18 protein-coding genes are annotated in these 24722 nt (G+C 49.2%); 2 read left to right on the top strand and 16 right to left on the bottom strand.

Going from position 1 to position 24722, the window contains the following annotated elements; genetic code table 11:
• Positions 1 to 193: hypothetical protein (locus tag BM091_RS14050; protein ID WP_218148791.1), on the top strand; the 193-nt coding region annotated here is incomplete at its 5' end.
• A 638-nt stretch (positions 194 to 831) separates the two neighbouring features.
• Here BM091_RS14050 and BM091_RS03545 read toward each other — a convergent pair.
• From BM091_RS03545 to BM091_RS03480, 15 genes are all read right to left on the bottom strand, one after another.
• A complete protein-coding gene (locus tag BM091_RS03545) occupies positions 832 to 1542 on the bottom strand; it encodes a DUF4198 domain-containing protein (protein WP_093393496.1) in 711 nt (236 codons plus the stop codon).
• A gap of 23 nt (positions 1543 to 1565) precedes the next feature.
• The gene (locus BM091_RS03540) at positions 1566 to 3395 is read right to left on the bottom strand and encodes a TonB-dependent receptor plug domain-containing protein (protein ID WP_093393495.1); all 1830 of its coding nucleotides are present in this window, start codon (positions 3393 to 3395) and stop codon (positions 1566 to 1568) included.
• A 204-nt stretch (positions 3396 to 3599) separates the two neighbouring features.
• Complete coding sequence (locus BM091_RS03535) at positions 3600 to 6032, bottom strand: CRISPR-associated helicase/endonuclease Cas3 (RefSeq protein ID WP_093393493.1); 2433 nt, start codon at positions 6030 to 6032, stop codon at positions 3600 to 3602.
• Complete coding sequence (cas5, locus tag BM091_RS03530) at positions 6004 to 6753, bottom strand: CRISPR-associated protein Cas5 (protein ID WP_093393492.1); 750 nt, start codon at positions 6751 to 6753, stop codon at positions 6004 to 6006. Before cas5 ends, BM091_RS03535 begins: the two co-directional genes overlap by 29 nt.
• 10 nt (positions 6754 to 6763) lie before the next feature.
• Positions 6764 to 7777 (bottom strand): type I-B CRISPR-associated protein Cas7/Cst2/DevR, encoded by a 1014-nt coding sequence (gene cas7i / locus BM091_RS03525; RefSeq protein WP_093393490.1) that lies wholly within the window; start codon positions 7775 to 7777, stop codon positions 6764 to 6766.
• 13 nt (positions 7778 to 7790) lie between these two features.
• On the bottom strand, positions 7791 to 8783 hold the full coding sequence (locus BM091_RS03520; RefSeq protein WP_093393489.1) for a hypothetical protein: 993 nt from the start codon (positions 8781 to 8783) through the stop codon (positions 7791 to 7793).
• Between the two features lie 817 nt (positions 8784 to 9600).
• The gene (locus BM091_RS03515; protein ID WP_093393547.1) at positions 9601 to 10581 is read right to left on the bottom strand and encodes a magnesium chelatase ATPase subunit I; all 981 of its coding nucleotides are present in this window, start codon (positions 10579 to 10581) and stop codon (positions 9601 to 9603) included.
• A 47-nt stretch (positions 10582 to 10628) separates the two neighbouring features.
• Positions 10629 to 12683: a putative cobaltochelatase gene (locus BM091_RS03510; protein ID WP_218148789.1), complete on the bottom strand. Its 2055-nt coding sequence runs from the start codon at positions 12681 to 12683 to the stop codon at positions 10629 to 10631.
• 17 nt (positions 12684 to 12700) lie between these two features.
• Positions 12701 to 13744: a hypothetical protein gene (locus BM091_RS03505; RefSeq protein ID WP_093393487.1), complete on the bottom strand. Its 1044-nt coding sequence runs from the start codon at positions 13742 to 13744 to the stop codon at positions 12701 to 12703.
• Positions 13744 to 15216 carry a cobaltochelatase subunit CobN gene (locus BM091_RS14380; RefSeq protein ID WP_218148788.1) on the bottom strand — a complete coding sequence of 491 codons (1473 nt, stop codon included), beginning with the start codon at positions 15214 to 15216 and terminating at the stop codon, positions 13744 to 13746. Before BM091_RS14380 ends, BM091_RS03505 begins: the two co-directional genes overlap by 1 nt.
• Positions 15213 to 17648 (bottom strand): cobaltochelatase subunit CobN, encoded by a 2436-nt coding sequence (locus tag BM091_RS14375; protein WP_218148787.1) that lies wholly within the window; start codon positions 17646 to 17648, stop codon positions 15213 to 15215. Before BM091_RS14375 ends, BM091_RS14380 begins: the two co-directional genes overlap by 4 nt.
• A 92-nt stretch (positions 17649 to 17740) precedes the next feature.
• Positions 17741 to 18550 carry an ABC transporter ATP-binding protein gene (locus BM091_RS03495; protein WP_093393486.1) on the bottom strand — a complete coding sequence of 270 codons (810 nt, stop codon included), beginning with the start codon at positions 18548 to 18550 and terminating at the stop codon, positions 17741 to 17743.
• On the bottom strand, positions 18550 to 19551 hold the full coding sequence (locus tag BM091_RS03490; protein ID WP_093393484.1) for a FecCD family ABC transporter permease: 1002 nt from the start codon (positions 19549 to 19551) through the stop codon (positions 18550 to 18552). The genes BM091_RS03495 and BM091_RS03490 overlap by 1 nt, the downstream gene beginning before the upstream one ends.
• The gene (locus BM091_RS03485; protein WP_218148786.1) at positions 19538 to 20533 is read right to left on the bottom strand and encodes an ABC transporter substrate-binding protein; all 996 of its coding nucleotides are present in this window, start codon (positions 20531 to 20533) and stop codon (positions 19538 to 19540) included. The genes BM091_RS03490 and BM091_RS03485 overlap by 14 nt, the downstream gene beginning before the upstream one ends.
• Complete coding sequence (locus BM091_RS03480) at positions 20503 to 22839, bottom strand: TonB-dependent receptor plug domain-containing protein (protein ID WP_177193509.1); 2337 nt, start codon at positions 22837 to 22839, stop codon at positions 20503 to 20505. The genes BM091_RS03485 and BM091_RS03480 overlap by 31 nt, the downstream gene beginning before the upstream one ends.
• 172 nt (positions 22840 to 23011) lie before the next feature.
• Between BM091_RS03480 and BM091_RS03475 the strand changes: the two genes are divergently transcribed.
• A complete protein-coding gene (locus BM091_RS03475) occupies positions 23012 to 23575 on the top strand; it encodes an isochorismatase family protein (protein WP_093393483.1) in 564 nt (187 codons plus the stop codon).
• 61 nt (positions 23576 to 23636) lie between these two features.
• Here the strand turns inward: BM091_RS03475 and BM091_RS03470 are convergent, their stop codons facing one another.
• Positions 23637 to 24668 carry a peptidase U32 family protein gene (locus BM091_RS03470; protein WP_093393481.1) on the bottom strand — a complete coding sequence of 344 codons (1032 nt, stop codon included), beginning with the start codon at positions 24666 to 24668 and terminating at the stop codon, positions 23637 to 23639.
• Positions 24669 to 24722: the final 54 nt, after the last annotated feature.

Genomic DNA, 24722 nt, shown 5'->3' with positions numbered 1-24722 from the left:
ACCCGGTTGCGAGAGTACCTATGAGGGATTGAAACTGTTCTTCTCCAGCTTCAAAACCCCCTGCGCCAGCGGTTGCGAGAGTACCTATGAGGGATTGAAACGTAGCTCCGACGACGGGTTGTTGAGCAGTGACTTCGGTTGCGAGAGTACCTATGAGGGATTGAAACTTAGCTCAAGCGGAGCTTATCAGTGAAATCGTTGAAGTTGCGAGAGTACCTATGAGGAATTGAAACAACTCTGGTCTGGCATAAACAGACACATCTAGGCCCGTTGCGAGAGTACTATGAGGAATTTAAACTGTTTTTTCCGCCAAAGAGCCCTTTAAAGAAAAAGAAAGAATGGATCGTTGCGAAAGCACCTATGACTCAAGTTTTCCGTAAGCAATAATTTTACTATCTAACATCTTATAATTACTGGCAAAAACATGTAATGATACACAAAAAACAATAAATTACTTTTATGTACCTGGATTGATAAGGACGTTGTAAAATCAAGGTCGCTGCTAACATATTAAAATCACAAGCTTTCTTCAAATTACACGGCATTACACTATATCTATAATAATTTCCAGCGGTTATGTCATTTTGTGGAAAACTTCAGCCTGTATCTCTCCATTCCCACTAACCCACCCCTTAATGCCCAAAAAGGCACCTTCAAGGTACCTTCCGAGCTTCAAAGACTCTCCCCTTACCTCCAGGCTTGCCTGAATATCAACCCTGCCTCAGGATCGCTTACCCACGAATATCTCCCCTTCTCCTGGGATTTGCGTCCGGAAGGTGCTCGCATTTTTCTCTTGATCAGATTTCCAAAACAAATTCACGCAAGTCCAAATCAATCATTCACAGTGAATGTTAAAGTAGCCGAAATATCGACTTTGTGACTACATTGGACGAGCCAATTCCCGGGTCGATCGACCGGAACGCATGCTATTCCGTCCTCATCACTTTTAACGGTTATGGGAAAAGGTTCGGTTTCAGAGTAATAACCAGCATAAGTGGCATACAAATAGGTAGAAAGAGGTTGCCCTTCGTAAAGCACCTTGACGGGCAGACAGACACCAGGCTTAATCGAGGCAGGATTTTCCAACGGAAGGATATCAAGCCTGGGCTCATGTGGTAACGGTGGAATCGATTGTGACGTTCTATCCGTGCTGATTATAGCCTTGGCGTATTTCTCCGAAGGAACCTGCTTTTCTGAGCCCCTGCGCTTGATGCTGGCCACTACAACGTATGTTCCGGGCTCCTCTAACGGGATATCGGCCAAAAGAGCTCCTTTGCCGTCTCCTGTTTCTTCTTCTCTAACCTTCTCGACTTGTCGCCGTTCTCCCGATGGGACGACATAGAAGAAGTCCGCCAACCTGTCTTTGGTGATAAGGATGTCATAATAAGGAAAGTTGTGACCAAAGACCACTGCAACGGTGGCTTTGTTGTGCTTCACTTCTCCTACGTTGATCCAGAGGTCATGGGCAAAAGCGGTGGCACCCAGGAAAACGATGAAAAAAGCGGCAATTCCAAGCGGGCATGGGTTGCTAAACTTCTTCATTTTCTCTTCCTCCTTAATTTGTTCTAGAAGTTGACCTCGACCTTTCCGAAGAAAACCCTTCCTGTCCAATCCCCTGCAGGTTCACCGTAATCCGAATCGAAGAGATTATCTGCGTCGAAAGCAAGTGAGACGTTCTCCGTTATGCGTTTTTTGATGTGGATGCTTGATACGCTGTAGTCCTGCAACTTTGAAGTGTTTGTATCGTTTGTGAAGGCTTCGGAGTAGAAAGAGGTTGTCCAGCCGATGGACGCATCGAGAGGTTTAATATGGTAAGTGAAACCCACAGTTGCCGTATGGTGGGGACTGTAAGGAAGCTCTTTTTTTGTTTCCTTATCTTCCGTATCAAGCCAGGTATAGTTAACCGTGAACATGAGGGGCTCAACGGGTATGAACTTGCAACTTAACTCTACGCCCTGTGTGTAGGCTCTGTTCACATTCTTCCAAGTCCTGACCGGGTATCCATCCAGCGTCTCTCCCGTATCCACAGCTACGACCATGTCTTCCAGTTCGTTACGGAAGTAACCGACATCGAACTTCAACTTATCTCCAAATAAGTACTCAAGGTTAAAGTCATAGCCCCACGATTTCTCGGCTTCCAGGTCCGGGTTTGGTCTGTTCCACCAGTTACCGTGCTTGAAGAAAACGTAAAGCTGGCGAATCGTCGGTGATTTAAAACCTCGACCGACCGAAGCCCTTAGAGAAACAGACTCGTTTATATGCCATAGTGCTGCGAATCTTGGATTGAATTCGGTACCGTACAGAGAGTTATTATCAATTCGCCCTCCAATGACAAATCGAAAAGGCTTCCATTCAATCTCGTCTTGAGCATAAAGGCTCCAAAAACTGTCCGTCTCATCTGCGAAGGTAGCATCAATCCGGCGATTAAGATATTCACCACCAATGGTCAGGAAATGTCGATTCCAGAGTGGCTGGGCATACCTGATTTCGCCATGCCCGTAGGATATGTTCCCTTTTCTGGGCGTATATCCCGGAGAGAAACTATCGAGAAAAAGCTTGTACCAATAGCCCTTCAGAGTAATCGTTCCTTCGGTCGGCAGTTCATAGGTGATTGATGGGCTGATCCTGGTCTTTTCTTCAACCATGTAATTCCACTCCATTTTATCGTAGGCAACCTTCAACGAAGTTTCGAGGAAATCCGATAAAGGATGAGAGATTTTAACAAGGGCGTGGCGTCCGTTGAACTCGTCTGTCCGCCCACCGTAACGGCTTCGCTCAGACCTTTCCGCCTGGAAGCTTGACAGGATACCCGTGTGGCCCACCGTCCGTCCCAGAGTAGTACCTGCCTGGACGGTATCGTAAGATCCGTACCCCATGTGGAAACTGCACAGAGGTTCTTCCGGGATTGCTTTTGTAATTATGTTCACCACTCCAGCCAGGGCATCGCTGCCGTAGAGAACAGAACCAGGACCTTTGACAATCTCTACACGTTCTATCATCTGTGGAGGCAACTGGTTCAGGCTTATGCCGTATTCTCCCATTGCACCCCCAAGCACCCGTTCTCCGTCAATCAGAATGAGTCCATACCCGCGATCGAAATCCAAACCTCGAAGCCGCGCATGCCAGTATGAAGCCCCGGGCACATTTTCACCCCTTAAGTAAAAGCCGGGAATGAGCTTGAAAGCTTCTGCAACGTTCTTCGCACCAACATTTTCCATCTCTTCTTTCGTGATAACGTCTGTTTTCACCGGTACATCTTTCGTGCTTTCAGGATTCTTTGTAGCGGTGACCACCAACTCTTCGAGCACCGTCTCTGCAGCCTTGACTTGATGGCACAAAGTAACAAGCAAGCCCACAACAATAAGAAAAATAAAGTGAAACCTCCCACCACACATCAATTCACCCTCCACATGATTGTTTCTGCCTTTGCATTTCCTTCAATCGGCCGGACCAAACAAAAAAGCCACGAAGACCTAAGCCTTCGTGGCTTCAAGTTCGACAAGCTTTTTAAAAGTTGACTAACTTACAAAACCAGCCCCTTCACGGAAGCTTCTTTATCGGGACTCCTGATAGCACAAACACGCACGCCGGTCAACCGGTCAAGAAGAAATGGCCAAGAAATCGGAAGCAAATCCCGTTTCCGGGTCATAAGGTATTGCACATAGGAGCCACTTCTTTTTGCCGGCCTCGTGTAGATAAAACAATTTTAAGCGTTCACGGTTTGACTTCATGAGCCACCAGACCGGAACAGGTGCGAGGTAAATCGACTGACAACCTTCGTCGCCTAATTCCGTGAAAACCGCTTCCGGGATTACATCAATGGTGGGCATCACGATATCTCGTGGGCGGTAAACCTTGCCTTCTTCTTCGCTGAACCGAATTTCATTGTGGTTTAATCCAAACAAAGTACAAGCCTTGAAAAGCTCGTCAATTTGTGCCATTCCTAACCGTGCATCTGCGTAAACTAGGTCGCACTGCTCTTTAAGCCACCCGTAGGAAACCGGCAGGTTATCCTGAAGCACCTGCCATGTTCTGTTCAGTTCAGGGAGCGGGTCTCGCCTGTGGGAAATACAATAGGGTTGAGGATCCTGCACGCTAAATACCAGTAATTCAAACCCTTCAGGCTCAGCGGCGCCACGATGGAGCCTCCCCGCCCGTTGTCCTAATGCATCAATCGGTGCAAGCTCGGTAAACATGCGGTCGCAAGAGATGTCAAGGCTCACTTCGATAACCTGTGTCGCCACCAAGATTAACGGGCGAACCTTTTCCCGGAGCAGTTCCGTGATCCTCTGTTCCTTTTCTCTCCGGTGGGCGTAGCAAAAGCGAGAATGCAGGCACCAGAGTCGCTCATTTTCATCAATGCGCTCTTTGAGAGCACGGTAAAACATTTGAGCCTTTCTGACCGTGTTGACGATGACAAACTGACAAAGACCCCGTTTGAAGCCTTCAATAACTTCTCCAACAATCTCGTTATTAGGATTCAGGTTTCCTCCATCGTCTCCTTCAACCCGAACGAACATCCCCTCATTCCGCTTCCGTAGAATGAAGGGCTTGTGAGTTAGTCCCTCGTTATCGATTACGCGTTCGTAATCCCCGATACGAGTTTCACTTACCAGAAACTCCGGGAGGGTTCCGCTCATGATAAGGTGCGGGATTTTCATCTCCCGCAATAGTTTGAAGAGTTCTCGCAATTCGGCCAGCATTCTCCGGTCGTAACAGTGCACCTCATCAAAAACAACGGCTGCAGTCTGTAAACAACCAAGGGCGAAGTCAGCTTGGCGATAGCCGTGAACGAAAGTGAAAAGCAAATGGTCGGCAGTTGTTACCGTTATGGGCTTGGCGAAGACCTCGCTCCAGAAGTTTTCACTTCGAGCAAGTTCCTGCTCGATTTCTGGATCAAGGTCATCGCCTTCATCCGTTTGCACCACTCTTAATTGCACCAATTCACGGTGTTCCAGCAGGCTACGACCGTGATAAAGCCCAACGACATTATCACCAAAAAGAGATACAAGCCTTTCTCGCATGGCATTTGAAGTAACTTGTGTAGGCATCGCGATGATAAGCCTTTCGCACTTGTCAAGCATTCGCTGACGCAAGAACCATAGTAAAGCCCCTTCAGTTTTACCGCGCCCGCAGGGTGCCAGCACGATCACTCGTTCCGCTTCGGTCCGGTCCAATTGGGTCTGGAAGGAGTAGGGCTTACTGCCACCTCCGGTTAGCTTACTCCAAACTCGCTCTCTTGCATCGCAGGGAAGATGCCAGTCAGGCAAAGCCGGCAAAAGTTCATTTACAATTTTTTCAGACAGCTTTCCTGCTTGCTCCGAAAAGTTTCGACTTGCCCAGTAATCCGCAAACTTCAAATAAGCCAGAGCGAAAGTGTAGACTGCTTTCAACTTTGCAAGTGATGCAAGGTCTGAAGACGCTTTAATTTTTCGGTTTTGATCACGAAATCGGGAAAGGGCTATGGCGCAACTTTTCAGTTCCCACTTTGACCATTCGTTGAAAGGTAATGAGCGAAGGGTCCCGAGCCCTGACAAGTCAAACTGTTGGACAGCCCAGGAAAGGATTTCCGATAGCACGCTTTCCGCTTCCGGTTCGTATTCCAGGCGCTGCGAATGTTTAATAGCTCTTTGATACAAGTCATCGTAAAGCAAGGCATGATGAGCAACAACGACAAGCATTTCGACCATCGGTAAACCCAAGTCGCCGTAAAGACTTGGGAGTCTCAGTTGCTTCCACACTTCGCAGGCGCAAGGCAAAGCGATGAGGGCATGAGGTATATCCGAAAGGCGTTTGCCTTCGCAAATCGCTTTCTGGAAGGGTTTCGTCGCCTTGCCAATGTCATGTAAAGCTGCAATACCCAAAAGTGCTTTGCGAGCCTCGGTCTCATTGAGAGAGTGGCGACTGCAAAAAAGGCTGAAACCCGGGCATTTCGTGAGTTCGTTGACCAGGTGCAACACATCTTTCGTGTGTCCGAGAAGTGTTTGATAACGCAACCTGCCGTTAATTCGCTCGCTTTTCGCCAGAAGCATTTTCCCTCGCCTCTTTAGCGCTAATAAGGTGCACCGTCTCTTCAGCAAAACGCCAGAGCGACTCGGGTTGCGGTAACAGGAAGGGGAAATTCGACGGTAATGTGAGAAGAGGCGATAGCAGCAGTTTGCGCTCGCTTTCAAAGCCAATGGGGAGTCTCAAGAGTTCCGTCCCCTGGCCGTTAGCTTCGTACGAACCCCGAACCAATCCCCATGCTTCCCGACTCTCAACCTGCTCAACTTCGCCGCACCAGACAACTTTAAGCACAACCATATCATCAGATTGACCGAGATAGAGCGGTCGCTCGGGACAACCGAGCGCTTTCACTATTTCATCAACTGCTTCGCGATCTTCGCTTGCCACAAAAAAGCGGTAATAGGGTCGCGGAAGAAAATACCTGTACATGGGTGAAGAAGGAAAAGAAGTTGGACGGCGTTCTTCACGATTCTCCCCTACCAACTTCAGGATCTTCGCCAATTCCCGCGAGGGGCGTGGTAGTTTCGTTATGGGGCGAAGGTTGAGCCACAGGATGTTCTGAAGCCAGTTAATGCCTTCAAAGTACCCCGGTCGGGGGATGCCCAGGGCGTTGGCAATCATCCCCACAATGGTTGTGAACGGCGGGACCGGATAAGTCAGAATCACGCTCGTGCTGGCAGGCTTCCGGAAGCAGGCAAAATAGGGTAATTCTGCATCGGCTATGAAGCCGTAAAGCCTTTCCGCCATAGCTTTCACCTCACGATTGAACTATGCCAAGAGCCCTACTGCCTTCATCAATCGCCTGGCGTGGTGTTATGACGGGAATTCTCAGGTCATGAAGGACTTGCCTAACTTCGTCGGCATTCTCCACTATACCGTCAACCATCCCGGCCCACAGGGCGGGTGTGTCGTTAACCCTGACCAGTTCTTCTTGAAGTTCAAGGATGATCTGGCGCAGTCTCTCAACGTTGAGGTTGGCTGTACCATCACCCCGGATCTCAAGGGCTTTCTGGAGGCGATGGGAATAGTTATGCTGTAAGGCAATGAGCACGAAATCCGGCGTAAAGTCCGTAAGTAGCCGAGCCTGCTTGGAGTAGTCGCTGAAATACTTGATGGCATTAAGGAGTAAAGAGATACGGCGACACCGCTCTTGCTCATTCACATAATCCCTGAGACGAACACTCCTTATCGGGAAGCGACGTCTTGCATCTTCGGCGCTCACTAGATCCACGAGTTCTTCTTCTCGCCCCACTCGTCGAAGATCTATACATATGCCGGCCTTGTAGATATTGACTACCAGTTCAACGTTAACTATGCTTCGTGCATCTTCTACCTCTGTCGCCTCAACTGTCGTTTCTCTGGGACGCCTTGTCAGGAAGTCCGTAACCATTGTGTAATCCAACGGAAGCAATCCCATTGCAGGTGATACCTTTACAGGGGATGTCCGAACATGACTTCTGCCTTCGCCTCGTCTTTCAGAGCGTTCCGTCCACATGAAGCCAAACAGGTCACAAAGAACGCATTCGGCAATCCGTCCGCAGGTTTCGCCCTGCTCATCGGCGATACAGGCTTCTTCAGGTTCGAGGTGACGTCGTATGGATTCCCTGAGGTAATACCGCATCGCTTGCCCGCTGACATATGGAAACTCCTCGCCACAGTAACGGAATTTTTTGATGTCCACTAGGTTGCTTCCACCTTCACCGCTGTTCAGATTTGTTAGCCCCGTTTTGCTGAGCCAAACCAGTTGAATCGCCTTAACATCGCTTCTCATCGCTTCTCACCTCCTATTGAAGCTGGCGTTTTTGGGCCATTATATTTTTGGCATAGGCAACACCGGCGAAAACGATGAGGGTGTTTTTGATGTCCGAAAACCGTTTGGCATCCGTTGTCTGGTGTACGAGTTCTGTGAGCCTTTCGAGGGCATCCAGGGAAATGTATTGCATTTCCTCGGCGTCCAGACCTATGAGCCGATGGATACCCTCTTTTAGGACCTCAAGCAAATCGGAGCCGGAACGAACGCGCTCCAGAGCGTAAAGCAACACCGGCTGCTTTCGGCTGGCAGCAATCTGAGCCAGCGCCCTTCCCGCTTTCTTAAGAACTTCTAAGGTTTCGGTATCCATATTTGTCCACCTCCATAGTTGGACTAAATCTTCAACTTCGTCACCAATTACGAAAGGAAAACGAAGTTGTCTCCTGGGTTTCGTGGCGAAGGTTCTGGCAAACAAGTCAAAGTCATCGGTCAAAACCGCTTCTGAAAGAGACTCTCGCACGGCAGGGGTTTCTCTTTCCAGATATCTGCCTTTTTCATCGCTGAGCCAAATTTCAGTAATCATGTAAGCGTATGGCAACTTCCCTTTTCCCACCAATGCGGCTAGAAGTCTCAGCGTGGGTTCATCCAAGACCAAGTCGTGTGCCGTAATGTTTTTCATCCTTCCCTGAGGGATACTGACAAAAAGCCACCCGTCGGCAATTCGTTTTCGCGCTTCGGTAAATAAATCCGTTATTTCAACCTCTTCGGCAATTTCGTTAAGAGTTCGTTCAAGAAAAGCCAAAAGTAACGAATAGCGACCTTCCCTGACATTTCGTTCCTCTTCTTGCTCCTTTCCGTTTGACCTGCTTTTGAACTTCACGTTAGTTTTCCGTTCCCCGTATTTAGGACGGTAAGACTTAACTCGTCGCAGTCTGGTCAGACTGCCAGCCGTTGGAGCTGGAATCATGACAATCGCCGTTCCGTTGGTCCCGCCAATGTCGCAAAGGTAAAGTAGGGCATCGTCCATCCATGTTAATGCTCCTAAAAAGTAACAGTAAGGACAAACAATTAAGTATTCGGTAAAACCACTTAGACCACTGCCTTGCCATCGAGTTCGGACACCCGAAAATGATTTGATCTTGGTAACAAAGGGGTAAACCGAGAGAGTGAGTTTTTGTTCATGAGCGGCAATGGGTTCACCACAGAGAGGACAGCCCTTTAATTCACCCCGAGTTTGGACTTGAGAAGCAAACAACTGCTCAAGAAAATTACGGCGGCGGTCATCCTGAAAGATCGGTGGACGTTGTCTTTGGGGCTGTTGATTAAAGCCGACAAAAGGCTTTAAACTTTGACGCACTCCTACCGTATAATAAATTGCAGATTGACTTTTTTGCTTAATCTCGTCATCCAACAACTCGATAAAGCGGGATACATCTTTAATGGTTAACTTCAACCCATCCGGTTCCCATTGGACCTGAAGGATTCGTGGGTGCTGAGAGGCGATGTGCTCAACTATTTGACCGAATAATTCCAGCCCGTTGTCAAGCCACGGGTCATTACGCGTTCGCCATAGCATCTCGGCTTCCTTCTCGTGACCATGCTTTAATCACTTCTTTGAAACTCTTCTAAAGGTCCCTTCTTCCCCTGCGATAAAATCGTGTTTTCCGGGGTTAAGTAAAGCACCTGTAACAATATTAATTGAGTTGCTGCCGCTTATTTCAACATACGGTTATAGTTCTACTTTTTTCAAAAAAATCTTTTCCCCTTTTCCGTTAAATGAGCAAACGGAGCTTCAGGTCTTAGGTCTACCATAAGGGACAAGCGGTATTTAGACATGTCTATCTTTAGGCCGACTTCATCATTCTGAGGTCTTCAGCCATGTCCATAAAGGGCTGTTTTCTTACCCTGTGAGGAAGAACGAGTTCTGCGGCTTCTTCTATGTCGCCCGCTATCACTTCTGTTCTACCCTCAAAGGCCGCAATGGTTTTTGCGGTTTTCAGCATTATTATGTCGGCCCGGTGACCGTCCACCCCGAAGTCCAGGCAACAGGTTGCTATGTCGAAAAGAAGATCTCTTGGAACGACCACTTCGGGATAAAGCCTCCTTGCCCTTTCAATCCGATCCACCAGCATTTTGGACTCATTTTCCCAGAGTCTGCAAAAATTTTCCGGATCTTCGTCAAAGGCAATGCGTCGTTCCATTACCGTAACCCGACTTTCCGGGTCTTTAAGCCCTTCGACATGCACACACAGGCCGAAGCGATCCAGAAGTTGCGGCCTCAATTCGCCTTCTTCGGGGTTCATCGTGCCGACAAGGGTGAATCTTGCCGGGTGAGAAAAGCTCACTCCTTCTCGCTCAATGGTATTGACGCCCATCGCTGCCGAATCGAGCAAAACGTCCACCACATGGTCGTCCAGGAGATTGACCTCATCAACGTAAAGAATTCCTCGATGAGCTGCTGCCAGCAGGCCCGGCTCTATACGCTTTTCGCCTTTTTTGAGCGCATGTTCAAGATCAAGAGTCCCCACAACCCGGTCTTCCGTAGCCCCAACCGGCAATTCCACCACACGTATTTCACGCCATACCTTTTCCGGCTTTTTCCCGCCCATAACTTCACGGCTGCACTCGCTTCTGGGACATTCGCCACATAGACCTTCCGGATCGGCATCGGCCAGATTAAAGGGACAATCCCTGATCACCTCAATCTTCGGAAGTATGTGGGCAAGGGCTCTCACTGCCGTTGACTTCCCCGTGCCCTTTTCTCCCCGTATCAGGACACCCGAAAGGGTTGGATTGATGATGTTGAAAATAAGGGCTCGCTTCATTTTCTCCTGCCCAACGATTGCCACGAAGGGATAGATCCTGTCGCAACTCACCGAGATACCTCCTTTATAACCTCCAGAAGTTTCTCTGCCTTAAGGTCCTCTATGCGAAAATAAGAGGCATTCATTACATCGGCCAGTCTTCTTGCAAGCCCGAACCGAAAAACCCCTGATTTTTCCGTGTCAACCACGACGGGAAGAACCCGGTCGTCGGCGGCAAACTTCCGTGCGACGAAAAGCGCTTCTTCCAGTGGCTTCTTCCCTTCGCCCACCGAAACATTAGCCCTTCCGTCGGTAACAACTATCACTATGGGTCTTGCCGAGGGATCCTTCAAAAACACGCTCCTCAACACTTCATGGGCTTTAATAAGCCCTGCAGAAAGAGGCGTCCGCCCTCCTACGGGAAGTTCCCTAAGCTGTTTTGCCGCAAGCTCGACGGAAGAAGTAGGCGGGAGCTTTACTTCGGCTTCCTTTTGCCTGAAACAGACCATGGCCACTCGATCCCGCTTCTGGTAAGCGTCAAGGAGCAGAGACATTATGGCACCCTTCGTAGCGGCCATTCTCCCCTGAGCCCCCATTGAACCGCTTGCATCGACGACAAAGAGAAGAAAATTGCCCATGCGCTTCTCACGAATTTTGTGTCTGATGTCCTGAAGCGTCAGATGAACGGCCAGCTCTCCGATTGATTGTCCCCGACGGTGAATCTGATAAGGTGCTGCCGCCCTGAGTGTGGCATCCAGAGCCACATCCATACCGTCGGACATCAGACGACTACTTCTGACATAACGACCTCGCCTCTGAGCCGTTCTGGTTCGGCTTCTTCTCCCCGATCCCCTTCGTACCAGTCTGTCCTTAGGGGCGGAGATCTTTCTGACGCGAAAGGTTTCCCCGATTTCGAATACCCGTTCCATTATCCGCTCGTGGTTGACTTTTTCGTTTTCGGCCCCGTGATCCTCCGGGCTCTCGTCCTGTTCCTGTTTCCCATCGGCCGATTCAGCCTTCCCCGGGGACCTACCGGACTTTGCGTCGTCGAATTCACCTACAGCTTCTTTCGGTTCTCGCTGATGGCGGGTCTCGGCCTTCTGATCAGGCCGTTCATGCTCCTGATTTTCCCGGGGAGCGGGCGCCGGAGGAGCGGGTGCCGATTCTCTTCTTCGGTGTATAAGGACCATCTGTGCAACTTCGCCGACGTCTTCGATCGTTACATTAAGGCGTCCCTTAAAGGCCGCCAGAGCCCTTGCCGCCTGCTCAAGCACTATGTCGGCACGGTGACCCGCCACGTTGTTTTCCAGGCACAGGTCGGATATGAATTTCCTAATGGGATCGGGGGTTTTGACCTTCGATAGTAACTCCCTGGCCGCAAGAATCTTCCGGGCAAGGGACCTGTTATCCTCTTCGAAGCGCCTGTTGAAGCTTTCGGGATCATTGTCGAATTCTTCGCGAAGGGTCATCAATTCCACACGTCTGTTGAGGTCTTTTTCCCCGGAGACATCCACGCACACACCGAATCTATCGAGGAGCTGAGGCCTGATGCTTCCCTCTTCCGGATTCATCGTCCCTACAAGTATAAACCTTGCGGGATGGACAAAGGAGATACCCTCCCGCTCCACCCGGTTTAGCCCTGATGCTGCCGCATCTAGAATAAGGTCGGCGATGTAGTCATCGAGAAGATTAATTTCATCCACATAAAGAATGCCCCGGTGCGCTCTGGCAAGCACTCCCGGATAAAATCTGCGTTCTCCCGTTTTAATTGCCCTTTCAAAGTCGATACTCCCCACCACCCTGTCCTCCGTGGCGTTCAGAGGAAGGGTCACGACGGGAATGGGCTTTAAAACGACGGGCACAGGGGGCTTGAGTTGCCTACAGCCGCTGCACCATTCAGAAGGATTATCGGGGTCGCACGAAAAAGGACAGCCCTCTAAAACCCGAATTTTCGGAAGAATCGCCGCGAGTGATCTTACGGCCGTGGATTTTGCCGTGCCTTTTTCACCTCTTATGAGAAGGCCTCCTACGGCAGGGTTTATTGCGCAGAGGATAAGGGCCTTTTTAAGCTTTTCCTGACCTACTATGGCCGAAAAAGGGTAAAGCTTCTGAAAGACCTTCACCTGTATTCTCCGCCTTCTCACGAAAGGGTCATAAATGCCAAAAGCACGGCAACCCTTACCGCCATAACCAGAACCATGCTGGTAACCGCTCTAAGGGTCCCAAGCCTAATTCCAAAGATGGATATCCACTGGGGTAAGTAGAACCGCAGGTACAGAACCGGCAGCATGAAAATGCTTCCGAAAAGTAGAGCCGTGATAATCTGGCTGTCCGTAACGAGATGCTGTCTCCCAAGGGACCCCATCATGGAAATGCCAACGATGGGCGAGGCTATGTAGGCGGCAACGGCCGGAAGGGTTGCGCCGGGGAGGTGGAGTCTTTCGGCAAGAGGCATAATGGAGTGCTCGATCCTTAACATTAGACCTGCTTCGACGAGAAAGAATACGACGACGGTTACCGCGAAAAAGGTGCCTCCAATCCGGGCAAAGCGCCTTAAGAAGCGAAACAGGGCCTTTTTGAAGGATTTTTGGGGTTCACGGTAAATCATCCTGACTTCTTCGAAGCCATCCAAATCGACCTTCCGATCTTTCAGGAGGATACGGCCAACAACAAGGACGAAAAGAAGTAGAGCAATGCTTCCCAGCCAGAGCGTTGCCACGTAGATGCAACCGGCATAGAGTCCGAGAGCGGGAAGAATAACAGGGAGGTGATAGGTGAAGGTTACCTTTATCGGCGCTACCGCTCCCGTGAGAAGAGATGCAAAAAAGGTTTCTCGGTCGGTGAGAACCCTGTTTTCTCTCATGTTTTGAAGCATGGCATTTGCCGCAAGAAAGGAGACCGTTGCCGTTACTACTGCAATCCCGCACACCTCAGGGAGGCGGGCAAAACGACTGAGCGGACGCCCGATAGGGCTTATCCTCTGAATAATTCCCGTTTCCTCAAGGATTTCTGCAACGGCAAGTCCCGACCCGATTATCAGCAAAACAGGGATGGTAAAGTTCAAGGCTTTCCTGAAAACAACCACCGGTTCCATTGAAAGCTCACCGCAAAGTACGCCATCGCACGAAATGCAGTCAGTTTCCTGACTTCGGCCTTTGAATCGCAGCACCGACATGCCGACCATTACTGCGCTCCGAGAACTTCCTGCATCTTTTTCTTCCAGAATTCAACCTCCTCTTTCGTCACCACATCAACGGATCCCCCCTGGAATTCACCGCTGACTTCGCCCATTCTATCTTCAAGCCAGCCTTCAATTTCGAGATAGATTTCCTTCAATACTTCCTTAACATCCTCTGCCGGTTTCCAGAGCCCGCGCTCCCAGGCCTCAATAAGCCGTCGGCCTATTTCTTCAAGAGCCCAGGGGTTATGTTCTTCGAAGAACTTTTTGTTTTCCTCGTTCACCAGAAAGGTTCGTGCAATTTCGTCGAATATCCAGTCGTCCACCTCCTGCGTGGTGGCTTCCCAGCCGTAAACACGGCCAATTCTCTTCGAAATATCCCCCGCTCCCTTATATCCGTGGCGCTTCATGCCTTCGATCCAGCGGGGATTCAGGAGCCTGGTCCTCACGACACGGCGGATCTCGTCGGCGAGATCTCGAACCTCCACGTGCTCGCCTTCTCTCGTATCCCCGTAGTAGGTCTTCACATCCTTTCCGGAAAGATGTCGTGCCGCGGCGGTCATGCCACCGTGAGTACCGAAGTAACAACAACAGCCGAAAAGGTCGTATTCATCGCTTACCACTTTATTGTACGTGACATCTACGCTCTTAAGAATGCTCCCGAACTCCCTGTGCTTTTCCCTGCCCCAGATGCCTTTGCCGTAAGCATAGCCGTTCCAGTAGAGGAACACTTCGGCGAGGTCTTTTTCATCCTTCCATGCCGAAGCATACACGGCCAGTTGGGTTCCGGCCTGATAAGTGCCCGGCTTAGAACAGAAGATCCGAAGGGTTGCGTCTCTGAAATTGCCGCCGTCCTGCGCCATCCGTTCAAGAGTGTGCTTTCTCACAAAGTTCATTTCGGAAGGCTCATCAAGCGCCGCCACGGCCTGGACGGCTTCATCAACGAGTTCAATCACATTGGGGAAGTTGTCCCGGGTGATGCCCGAAACTCTCACCGTTACGTCAATCCTCGGGCGGTTTAACGCATCCAGCGGGATGATTTCAAAACCTTTGACCCTTCCGTTGGAAAGCCACAGAGGTTTAACTCCCAGAAGATACATTATCTGAGCCATACCTTCGCCGTCTGCCCACATAATGTCGTTACACATCCAAAAGATGGCAACGTTTTCGGGATACCTGCCCTCATCCTTCAGATGCTTTTCTATAAGGGCATCGGCAAGTTTTTTGCCGACTTCCCAGGCCGGCCTGGTGGGAACCCGATGGGGATCGAGGGAATAGAAATTTCTTCCCGTAGGCAGGATATCGTCGCGACCTCTCGTAATGAGCCCCGAAGGCCCTGAAGGAATATACCTGCCGGACATGCCCCGAAGAAGGGATTCTATTTCTTTGCTTTCTTCAATGCGCCTGTTTATGTCGAGAATCCTTTCCTTTATCTTTGCAAATTGCGGTTCATGCCAGGGAATAACAAGGGATTTCATGATTTCCGTCCTCCTTCACCCAAGGCCACACCTGCTTCCCGGAGCACCTCCCTGATGATGCTCCTGGACACGACATCGATCTCTTCAATAATTGCGCCGTAGGACTTCCCGGTTTTTGGGTCGACCCGTGATACGTTTTCAAGGAGCTCCGAAAGGTCGTAGCCCATGAGCTTTGCCACTTCCCGCCTGAGAGAAGCATCTTCTCCGGCGTCATAACGAAGTATCGAATAGATGAAGTCCACCCGCCGGTCTCCTTCGGGGATTGACCCGAATACATGCATTCCGTCCTGCATCTGGCTATTCCTTATAAGGGAAAGCTTTCCGTGGACCTCCTTTACGATCTCGTCAAAGGGGATTGAGTGGAGTTCTTCATGGCCAATTTCCGATAGGGATCTTCGCCTGCCTCCGATTCTTACTTTGACCTCGGCATCCAGCTTCGACTTTCTTAACTCCCGGAGTATGACATGTTCCAAAGCATGGGCACGACCCGGGTCTTTAATTCTCGTCTCCCCGTACTCCGTGAGGAGTCTGTCCAGTTCCGCAAGCTCTTCGTAAAGACCGCTTCCCGTCATAACAGTCTGCATGTGATCCACTAGAACGGCACAGGACCGGCGTTTGGCTATAGTTCCTTCCGGGGGGTTGTCGGCGTTGTAGATGTAAAGATGGGGTAGCGTGTCTATGCAGACGTCGGGCAAACACGCCGAAGAAAGCCCCACGCCTTTTCCGGGAAGAAACTCCAGGTTTCCGTGAGTCCCAACGTGAACCACGGCATGAGCCCCGAATTCTCTGGAAAGCCATTTGTAGGTGGCAACGTATTGGTGGGGTGGCGGGACGTCGGGATCGTGCAGAATTTTGCAGACCTGACCGTCACAACGAGCACCGGCACAGCCGCGCTTTGGCTGAACCATCACGAGGACGTTTCCGTAGCTTACTCCCGTTATGACGATTTTCCCGTCGTAGACCATTGCCGGGGGTATGCCGTCTTTTAATTCACCCGGAGGATTACCCCAGGCTTCAATCATCCTGAGCCTCGTTTTTTCGGGAAGTTCGTTAAACCACTCCTCGTATCTTTCCTTTTCAAGAAGCCTGAGCGCTCCACCCTTGCTCACGATCTCTTCAACAGTCGTCCACCGAAATTCGGAGATCGCTTTCTTTTCCATGATTTCGTCGATAAGGGCTTTGCCGCTTTCGGGTGGATCTACGGAATACCCCGCTTCCTTCATGCGCTTCATGATCTCCACGACGCTCTGGAGTGTATCCAGATGAGCGCCGGCTCCCACGGTAGCTTCCACAGAGGCGCAGGGATTGTTGTGCAATACGAAGGCGATCCTGCGCTCGGCAGGCGGAACCTTTCTGAGCTTTATCCACCGCTCAATTCTCTGTACCAGCTTATCGACCCGATCTTCTATGGGCACCCGCTCTCTTGAGTCCTCTTCCCCTTCCCTTTGAGCCGCAATGATGATCGGCTCGATGACGCCTTCAAACTCTGGGAGGGCAATTGCCCAGCCTATATCCAGATTCAGTTCTTCCCGTTCCCACTCTTCCACCGTCCTGTAATAGGAGCTTACCGGGCAGAAGCACGGGACGTTGAGCTTTTTCAGTACCGCGATCCCCTCCGAGGCCACATCCCTATCGGACAGCCCCTCGCGGTCTCTACCAGAACCGAGGAAAAAAGAGATAAGCTTAATCATGGCATCAATGCGGGGAGTTCCTCCGTCGTCCAGAAACCAATCCAGAACAACTTCACCACTTCCCCTTGTGCCGAGTGCCTCATCCTTTACGGAGTAAGCGAAGGCGGGAATGACCTTAAAGCCCGACTTTTCCAGGCGATGGATCAGAGTATTTTCCACGTCCAGGTTTCCGTTTATCCAGTAGTGGCGGGCAAAAAGGATACCAACCGTGCCTTTTGAAACCTTATCGTTCCAGTAAGCTTCATACCAGCGGAGAAAGTCTTCCACACCGGAAAAAACCTTTTCTGCGGCGGGATGGTACAAACCTTCCCAGGGAATTTCTTTTGGAGAAGCATAATCTACATCCAGGCCGAGTTCTTCTGCGGCAAGGAACCTGAGCATGTTCGTCACGTTTTCCTCGCCGTTTATCACCAGGTACGAGTAAGCCCGGCTTACCACTTCCGGCCGAACATTTGAAAGAGTCCAGTAGGCAGGATCATGGCTCAGGCATATAACCTTCGCCCTGGTTTTGCGCTCCCTTACGAATTTTTCAATTCTATCCCAGATGGATTCCACGGAACGGTATAAGAAAAGCATATCCGCCTCAGCGAGTCTTTCAAGAACACGATCAAACCTTTCGGGATCATTGTCCAGGGCCCTTGCCGAGTGCACCTCTATGTCCATCAGATGGCCCACATTTTTTGATGCTCTGTACAACATGTTGTAATAAGACTGCCAGACTATGACGATAACCTTTTTCACTGTAAGCCTCCGCAAAGTTTTTGCCGGAGTTAAACCATCCCTTCCAGGGGGGTTGTCTCTCAAACAGAGCTCTGTAGCTCCGGTAGCCCTGATCATCCCAGAGCTTCTTTACCGTATCGAAAAGAATACTTGTGATATACGGGACAGATGATACTCTGTCCGTTGACGAAAGCCTTCTTTACTTCCACGCCGTAAATCCTTCTAATCAAATCTTCCGTAATTATTTCTTCCGGAGAGCCCTCGGCAACTTTGCTTCCAGAGTTGATAACGAGGATCTTGTCTGAAAAGAGGCTTGCCAGATTCGGGTCGTGAAGTGTTACGACAACCGTAAGATCCTTCTCGAGAGCTATTTGCCTGATCTTTTTGAGCACGTTTATCTGGTTTCTGAAATCAAGGTGACTGGTCGGTTCATCGAGAAGCATTACGGGAGAACTCTGGGCCAGGGCTCTCGCAATAAGGGCAAGCTGGCGTTCCCCTCCGCTTATCTTCGTGTACGGTGTATTCTTCAGATGCTCAATACCGACCAACCCTATTGCCTCTTCCGCCCTTTCGTAGTCTTCCTTATCGGGTGATGAGAAAATGCCAACGTAGCCTGCTCTGCCCATCAGAACAACGTCCAGGACGGAATACGGAAAGGGCGGCTCATGGTCCTGAGGGACAATTGCAAAGAACCTTGCCCTTTCCCTGAAGGAGAGTTCGTTAACCGGAACACCCTCTACAGTGACCTGGCCTTTTTGATAGCTCCAGAGTCCGGAGATGCACTTAAAAAGGGTGGTTTTCCCCGATCCGTTCGGGCCGAGAATTGCGGTAATAGCCCCTTTGTGGGCCTCAAAACTTATTCCCTTTAAAACCTCTCTAAGGCTTCCTTTATGACGGAAGTGCAGGTCTTTTACGGACAACATTATCTGCCCCAGGCCTCCCTGCCCCCGCGCTTCATGAGGTACATAAAGAACGGTGCACCTGTGATTGCCGTAATGATACCGACGGGAATGTCAAAGCTCGTTAGTGTTCTTGAAAGAGTGTCTGCGGCGATCATAAACGCTGCGCCGGCGGAAAAAGAAAGCGGGACGAGGGTTCTGTGATCAGGTCCCGTAAGCATCCTGACAAGATGAGGTACCATGAGACCAACCCACCCTATGATGCCGCACAAAGACGTCGCTATAGCCACAGCAAAGGTCGAAAACCCGATGAATAAGAGCCTTTCTATTTTTATGTTTACCCCAAGAGCCTTTGCCTCTTCTTCTCCCATGCTCATCACATTAAGCCTCCAACGCATGAAAAAAATCGGCAAAACCCCAAAGGCCACCCCGAACATGGCCGTCTTAACGGCCTTCCAGTCCGAGAGACTAAAGCTCCCCATGAGCCAGTAAACAATGCTCTGAAGCTTGTGGGGATCGACCAGAAACTTAACGATTGAAACCATGGCCGTAAAAAAAGCCGAAACGATAACTCCCGAAAGTATGAGAGATAGCCTTGACATTTCACCCTGAGTCATTGCCACGAAGCAGGCAATAACCACTGCAAGGACCGCAAATAAAAAGGCCATTACCTGCACGGGAATGACGCCGAGAAACCCGATTGTCAGGGCACATCCGAAAGCAGCTCCTGCCGATATACCCAGGATAAAGGGATCAACCAGAGGATTTCTGAATATCCCCTGAAGAGCAACCCCCGACACAGAAAGGGCTCCTCCGACAAGACCTGCGAGTACTATCCTGGGAAGCCTTACATCAATAACAATCGTTTTCTCGGGTACATCTCCAACGTTAAAAATGTGGACGGTTTCGTTAAGTATGATTTTGATCACCGTTGACGGCGTTATTCCATAAGTACCCATAAATAATGCCGCCCAGCCGATAAAAAAGGGCGAAAGAATAATCGTTAAAGTCTTAAGGTTCTTCATATTTCTTTACTTCGTAATAGGACAATCCAAAAACCTTCTTGTAAAATTCGTCCACTCTTTTTTCAAAATCAACATCAGCAAAGCATTCAGGATAAACCCTCATTGCCATATAGAGTGCGATCGGTGCTAGCCTCGGCGACCAGGTTGACCACCGTGGAAGCTTGTGAACCTGACGGTCCCTTACGGCCTTTATGAACCTCCACTGAGAATTCCCGTAGAGCCAGGATTCATCATATCCTGCGCTACCCCAGATGAATATTACATCAGGATTCCATTCGATTATCCTTTCCACCGAGACATCAATGTTCTTTTGCATGATCTTCCCGGCGGCATTAATTGCCCCTACGGTCCTTATCACATCATTTATGACGCCAAGTCCTCCCGACACTCTTGTCGGAGCCCCTGCCAGATGAATGACTACTTTCCTTTTTTCGTAAGGTATTCTGCTCGTCCTTTCCGAGATAAGCTTAAACAATTTGTTCATTTCCCGAATTACTTCTTCTGTTCGGCCTTCCCTGCCAAAAATCTTTCCGTGCATTCTCATGTCTCTGTAAAGCTCTTCAAGGCTTTCTGGATATATCCCTATTACATTTATTCCACGTTGCTCAAGGAAGCCTATTACGTCCGGATTGTAGGTCCACGTTATCACAACATCCGGATCAAGCTTCATTACGGCCTCAATGTTTACGTTGGTTCCTACACCCACGACGGGTCTTTCAAGGGAGGGGTTTTCTGCAATCAGAGCCCTGTAAAGCCCACAATTTTCCTGCGCCCAGCGAGAAACCCCCACGACCTGATTCCAGAGATTAAGAGCAGGAATAAGTTCGTAGGATATGACGATAACTGCTCTTTTAACGGGAACTTCCAGTTCAACCCTACGCCCGAGCTTATCGATTACGGTTACGGTAGAGGCCTGGACTCCCCCTACCGTACAAACCATAAGCAACATTACTAGAATTTTAACCTTAACTCTGCATACCATGATCTTCCGGGAGCTTTATAGTACTGATAGTAATCTCTGTCTAAAATGTTATCGACCGAAAAGCTAACATCCACAAAGTCTGTAATTTGATAAGATATTCTTGCATCCACAGTAAAATAAGGATCATAAGATCCGTAAACATCATTTGTTTTGTCTGAATTATCATCGTAAATGTACCATTTGCCAACATATCTTCCTACAACATACGCTTTAAACTTTGATTTTTCAAACTCGGCACCGATGTTTGCTTTCCACAAAGGAGTATAGGTTAATCGGCATCCCTCAGTACTCGGTTTTGCCTCGTTTTCTTTGATCTCTGAATCTGTGTAAGTAAGGTTTCCAAAGAGTCTCAACCATTTGTCAAACCTCTGTTCAATCTCGAACTCAATACCCCTGGACTCGGCTTTTCCGACATTGACAAGTTCCTGCAGGTTATCCGATACAGTTTTACGATAGATTAAGTCCTCCATGTAGTTTTCGAAGTAAGTCAAAGATGCCTTTGCGCCTTCCCATAGTTTCTGTTCAATCCCAATGTCCCATGAAACAACCGTTTCCGGCTCCAGATAAGGGTTTCCCGCGTAGGTGGTTCCCCGTGAAGAAGTCCAGGTTCTATAGAGCTCGTAAACCGTCGGTGGGCGAAAGGCCTTTCCGATTGAGCCTCGAAGAGTAGTCGTGTCGAAGGGTTTGTAAACAAGAGCGAACTTTGGGCTGAAGGAAGAAGCCGTACTGGAGGAATAATCCTTTGGATAACCCGCTTTGCCAACATCGTTTACATATCCATCATAGGTCTTCCACCAGTCCTGCCTGAATCCGATATAGGCCGTCAGGTTATCAAGGAGCATGATTTCATCCTGAACAAAAAACGAGTAGGTTCTCGCTTTTCCTTCTGATTCATACTTTAAGGTCGTTTTTGAGTCTTCGTCCTTCCAGTTCGTCAGATACTTTTCTTTTGTATGAGCATGTTCATATCTGAAAGATCCTCCAAAGGTGATGATCTGGTTGTTCAACAGGGCAACGTTAATGTCGGATAAAGGCAGGGTGAACTGCAAGTCACCCATGTAAGCCTCTCCGGGGGTATTTGACACATAACAGGACGTGTCACCGCAACTGCCGTCTAATCTGGCACCTGAGACTGTCTGGACATACCAGTCTTTTTCGGTATCAATATATGACAGATTTAACTTCATCTTCAGGTCTTTAAAAAGAGTGGTCTCAAAGGTGGAAGCGTAACTATTCTGTGTTCTTCCACCTCCACCAGGTATAAAGGTATGTTCCCCAACCCTGCCGTAGGACCACACGGGATTACCTTCGGCATCCGTGAGGTAGGTATGCGGATTGTCGTAGTCGTACTCATATCGATTTCTCATAAATGAAAACCTTATCTTTGTATCCTTCGTAAATTCGTACTGTGCTTTTAAAGTTATTCCATCGTCCCACCACGTATTGTCTCCTTTATCACCAACGAGGTAGGCGGTTTGACCGGTTCTGGTTGAAGTTACTTCATATCCGGTAATTCCTTCAGGGGGTCGGCTTGACTGAACGTTAAAGTCGGTAGGATAACCGTTCGTGTCCTGTCGGCCGTAGCTGAGGAAAATACTGAATTTTTCCCACAGCTTATCTCCATAGGATAAGTAAACTCTTTTAAAGTCATCCATTGCTTCTCCGCGGTCGAAGCCTGAGCCGTATCCCGTCTTAAGGGTGAATTCCCGTTTCTCCGGCATTTTTGTAATAAAGTTGACAACGCCTCCCATGGCATAGCCACCGTAAAGAGAAGAAAAAGGCCCTTTTACGACCTCGACCCTCTCAAGGTCTTCAGGGAAGTACCCCCCGAACTTGACGTTTCCCGTATAGGGGTTATTCAAAACCATGCCGTCCATGAGTATGAGAGTTCTTTTTTGCTCTGGGATTCCCCTTAATGTGATAAAGGAAAGGGTGTCCATTAGGCCCTTACCCCGTCGTACCATAACCCCTGAGATGTCATTTAAAACTTGATCCAACGTTTTCGAGCCCTTTAGCTCAATTCTGTCCTTCGTAACAACGCTTACGGAAGCAGGTGCAGATTCCACTTCCTTTTCCGTCCTGGTCGCGGTTACCACGATTTCTTCGAGCCTAAACTCTTTTTCTTCTCCAAAAACCGGAACCACGAAGGTTAAAGTCAGGAAAGTACAAAGAATGCTTCGTAAAAGCATGCCCATACCTCCTGAGAAATGATGAACGATTCCGGGAGTTGAAGCCTTCGTAAGGCGGCCCTTAAACACAAAAAGGCCGCGGCAGGGATTCGTCCCTACCACGGCCTTCTTGGCCATCTTACGGTTTCCAGCAGGTTTATGCCATCACTCTGCCTTGCTGTCAAGCACTGAAAGTTAGCAGGTTAATTTTCGTTTTAAGATCTTTCACTATCTGCTAATCTGGATTTTGAGCGTTTTCTGACAGGTTAGCGTCAGGCGTTAACATCCCTTATGGGAAAGGAGTGAACCCGTGGAACAGGCCAGAGAGTTTTTAAAAAGGGATGATTGTCTTCTTCTGCTTGTGGATGTTCAAAAAACGCTTTTGGATCCCTGCGTAAGGCAGGAGCAAGTAGTAAAAAACTGTCATGCTCTAATTGAAATCTGTCAGATACTCGACATACCAATCGTTTTCACAACCCATAATGCCGAGAAGCTCGGTCCTTTTCTGCCGGAACTTGTAGAGAGAGTCGCCAATCCGACGATTTTAAACAAGCTGGAATTCAGCTGTTTCGAAAACGATTCCATCCGCAGTGCTGTTGAGCAACTAGGGCGCAGGACCCTTCTTTTGGCGGGCATGGAAAGCCACATATGTGTTTTTCACACAGGTGCTCACGCCCTAAGGCTCGGCTACAGGGTTGATCTTGCAACAGATGCCGTCACGTCCAGAAGTGAGGAAAACCGTCTTATCGGCATAAAACGCCTTCAGCAGGCCGGCGCTATTATGAGTTCAACGGAGATGATAATTTTCGAGCTTCTGAACAGGGCAGGAACCGAAGAATTTCGAAAGGCCCTGCCCCTCCTGAAGAAACTTTAATTGATGTGCCTCTTCTCCCCAACGGTCTTACCCACCTTGAGGGAGAAGAGGCCCTTTGAGGTTAGTAGAGACCTTTTATATTTCTGTGGAGTTCTCGAGTTTTCTCCATCCTGACACGATCCCTGTCACGGGCAATTTCATCAAGTTCATTCTGCAACGGGATCAGATCGGGGTGATCGTGGGGAAGACCTTTTGCGTGAGCATCGATCATGGTTCTGTAAATGGAAATCATCCTCGCAATCAACTCCACAGGGTACTCTCTTCCCTGAACTTTCAGGGTGGCAAGCCCAAGATCCATATAATCCCAGAGTTCCTTTCCGTTAATTGCAAAGGCAACGTTCGGATGTTTTCTTATCCTTTCGTTGATCGATTCTATCTCCTGATCAGATCGTCCTCGCTGCCTTAAAACCTTTCTCCTCTGTTCATCGGTCAGCAGACAGAGGCGGAAACAACTCCCACTCCTATCCGGCCATCCTTCGTATTCGACTATTTCATTCCCCTCTTCGTCGTAGTAAATTTTTTTTATGTAAGAGTCTGCTATCAGTTCATGAAAAGCACAGTTACCGACCCCACCAACACAGCGGTTGCCGTGGATGAGCACTTCCGTTTTAACTCCCACCTGATCCGCCGTTTCCTTAAATTTTTTCAGTTTTTCCACGGTATTGATTTCCGTACTGGCCACGATCTGGGTGGCTCCGTAGCTTTTGTACTCCTCCATCTGAGATCTCGTCTGAATGTTACACCCCACGCTTGCATGGATAACCAGACCCGGAAAGTTCTGTTTCACCATCTTCATGACGGCCGGTGTTTTCACAATTACACCTTCTGCACCCCACGAAGCATACCTGGCAAGCTTGCGCATAAGGACCATGAACTTTTCTTCCGGAATTTCGGCGTTAATGGCAACTCTTATCTTCTTGTTTCCCATCATCCGGGCGGTTTCTATGGCTTCCCTTATCTGAGAATCTTCCATTTCCCACGCACACTTTCTTCGACTAAAGCCTTTGGAGCCAACATATACCGCATCGGCACCGCTCCGGAGGACTGCTTCGACCATTTCCAGATTGCCACCCGGTGCCAAGAGTTCGTTCATCTTTGTTACCTCCTTTCCCAACCTTCTTTGAAAGGATTTTCTCTGGAACAGGCT

This window comes from Thermodesulforhabdus norvegica, from assembly GCF_900114975.1.
GTDB lineage: Bacteria > Desulfobacterota > Syntrophobacteria > Syntrophobacterales > Thermodesulforhabdaceae > Thermodesulforhabdus > Thermodesulforhabdus norvegica.
The sequence above is the reverse complement of the archived record's forward strand: the minus strand, read 5'-3'. Positions and strand labels throughout refer to the sequence as shown.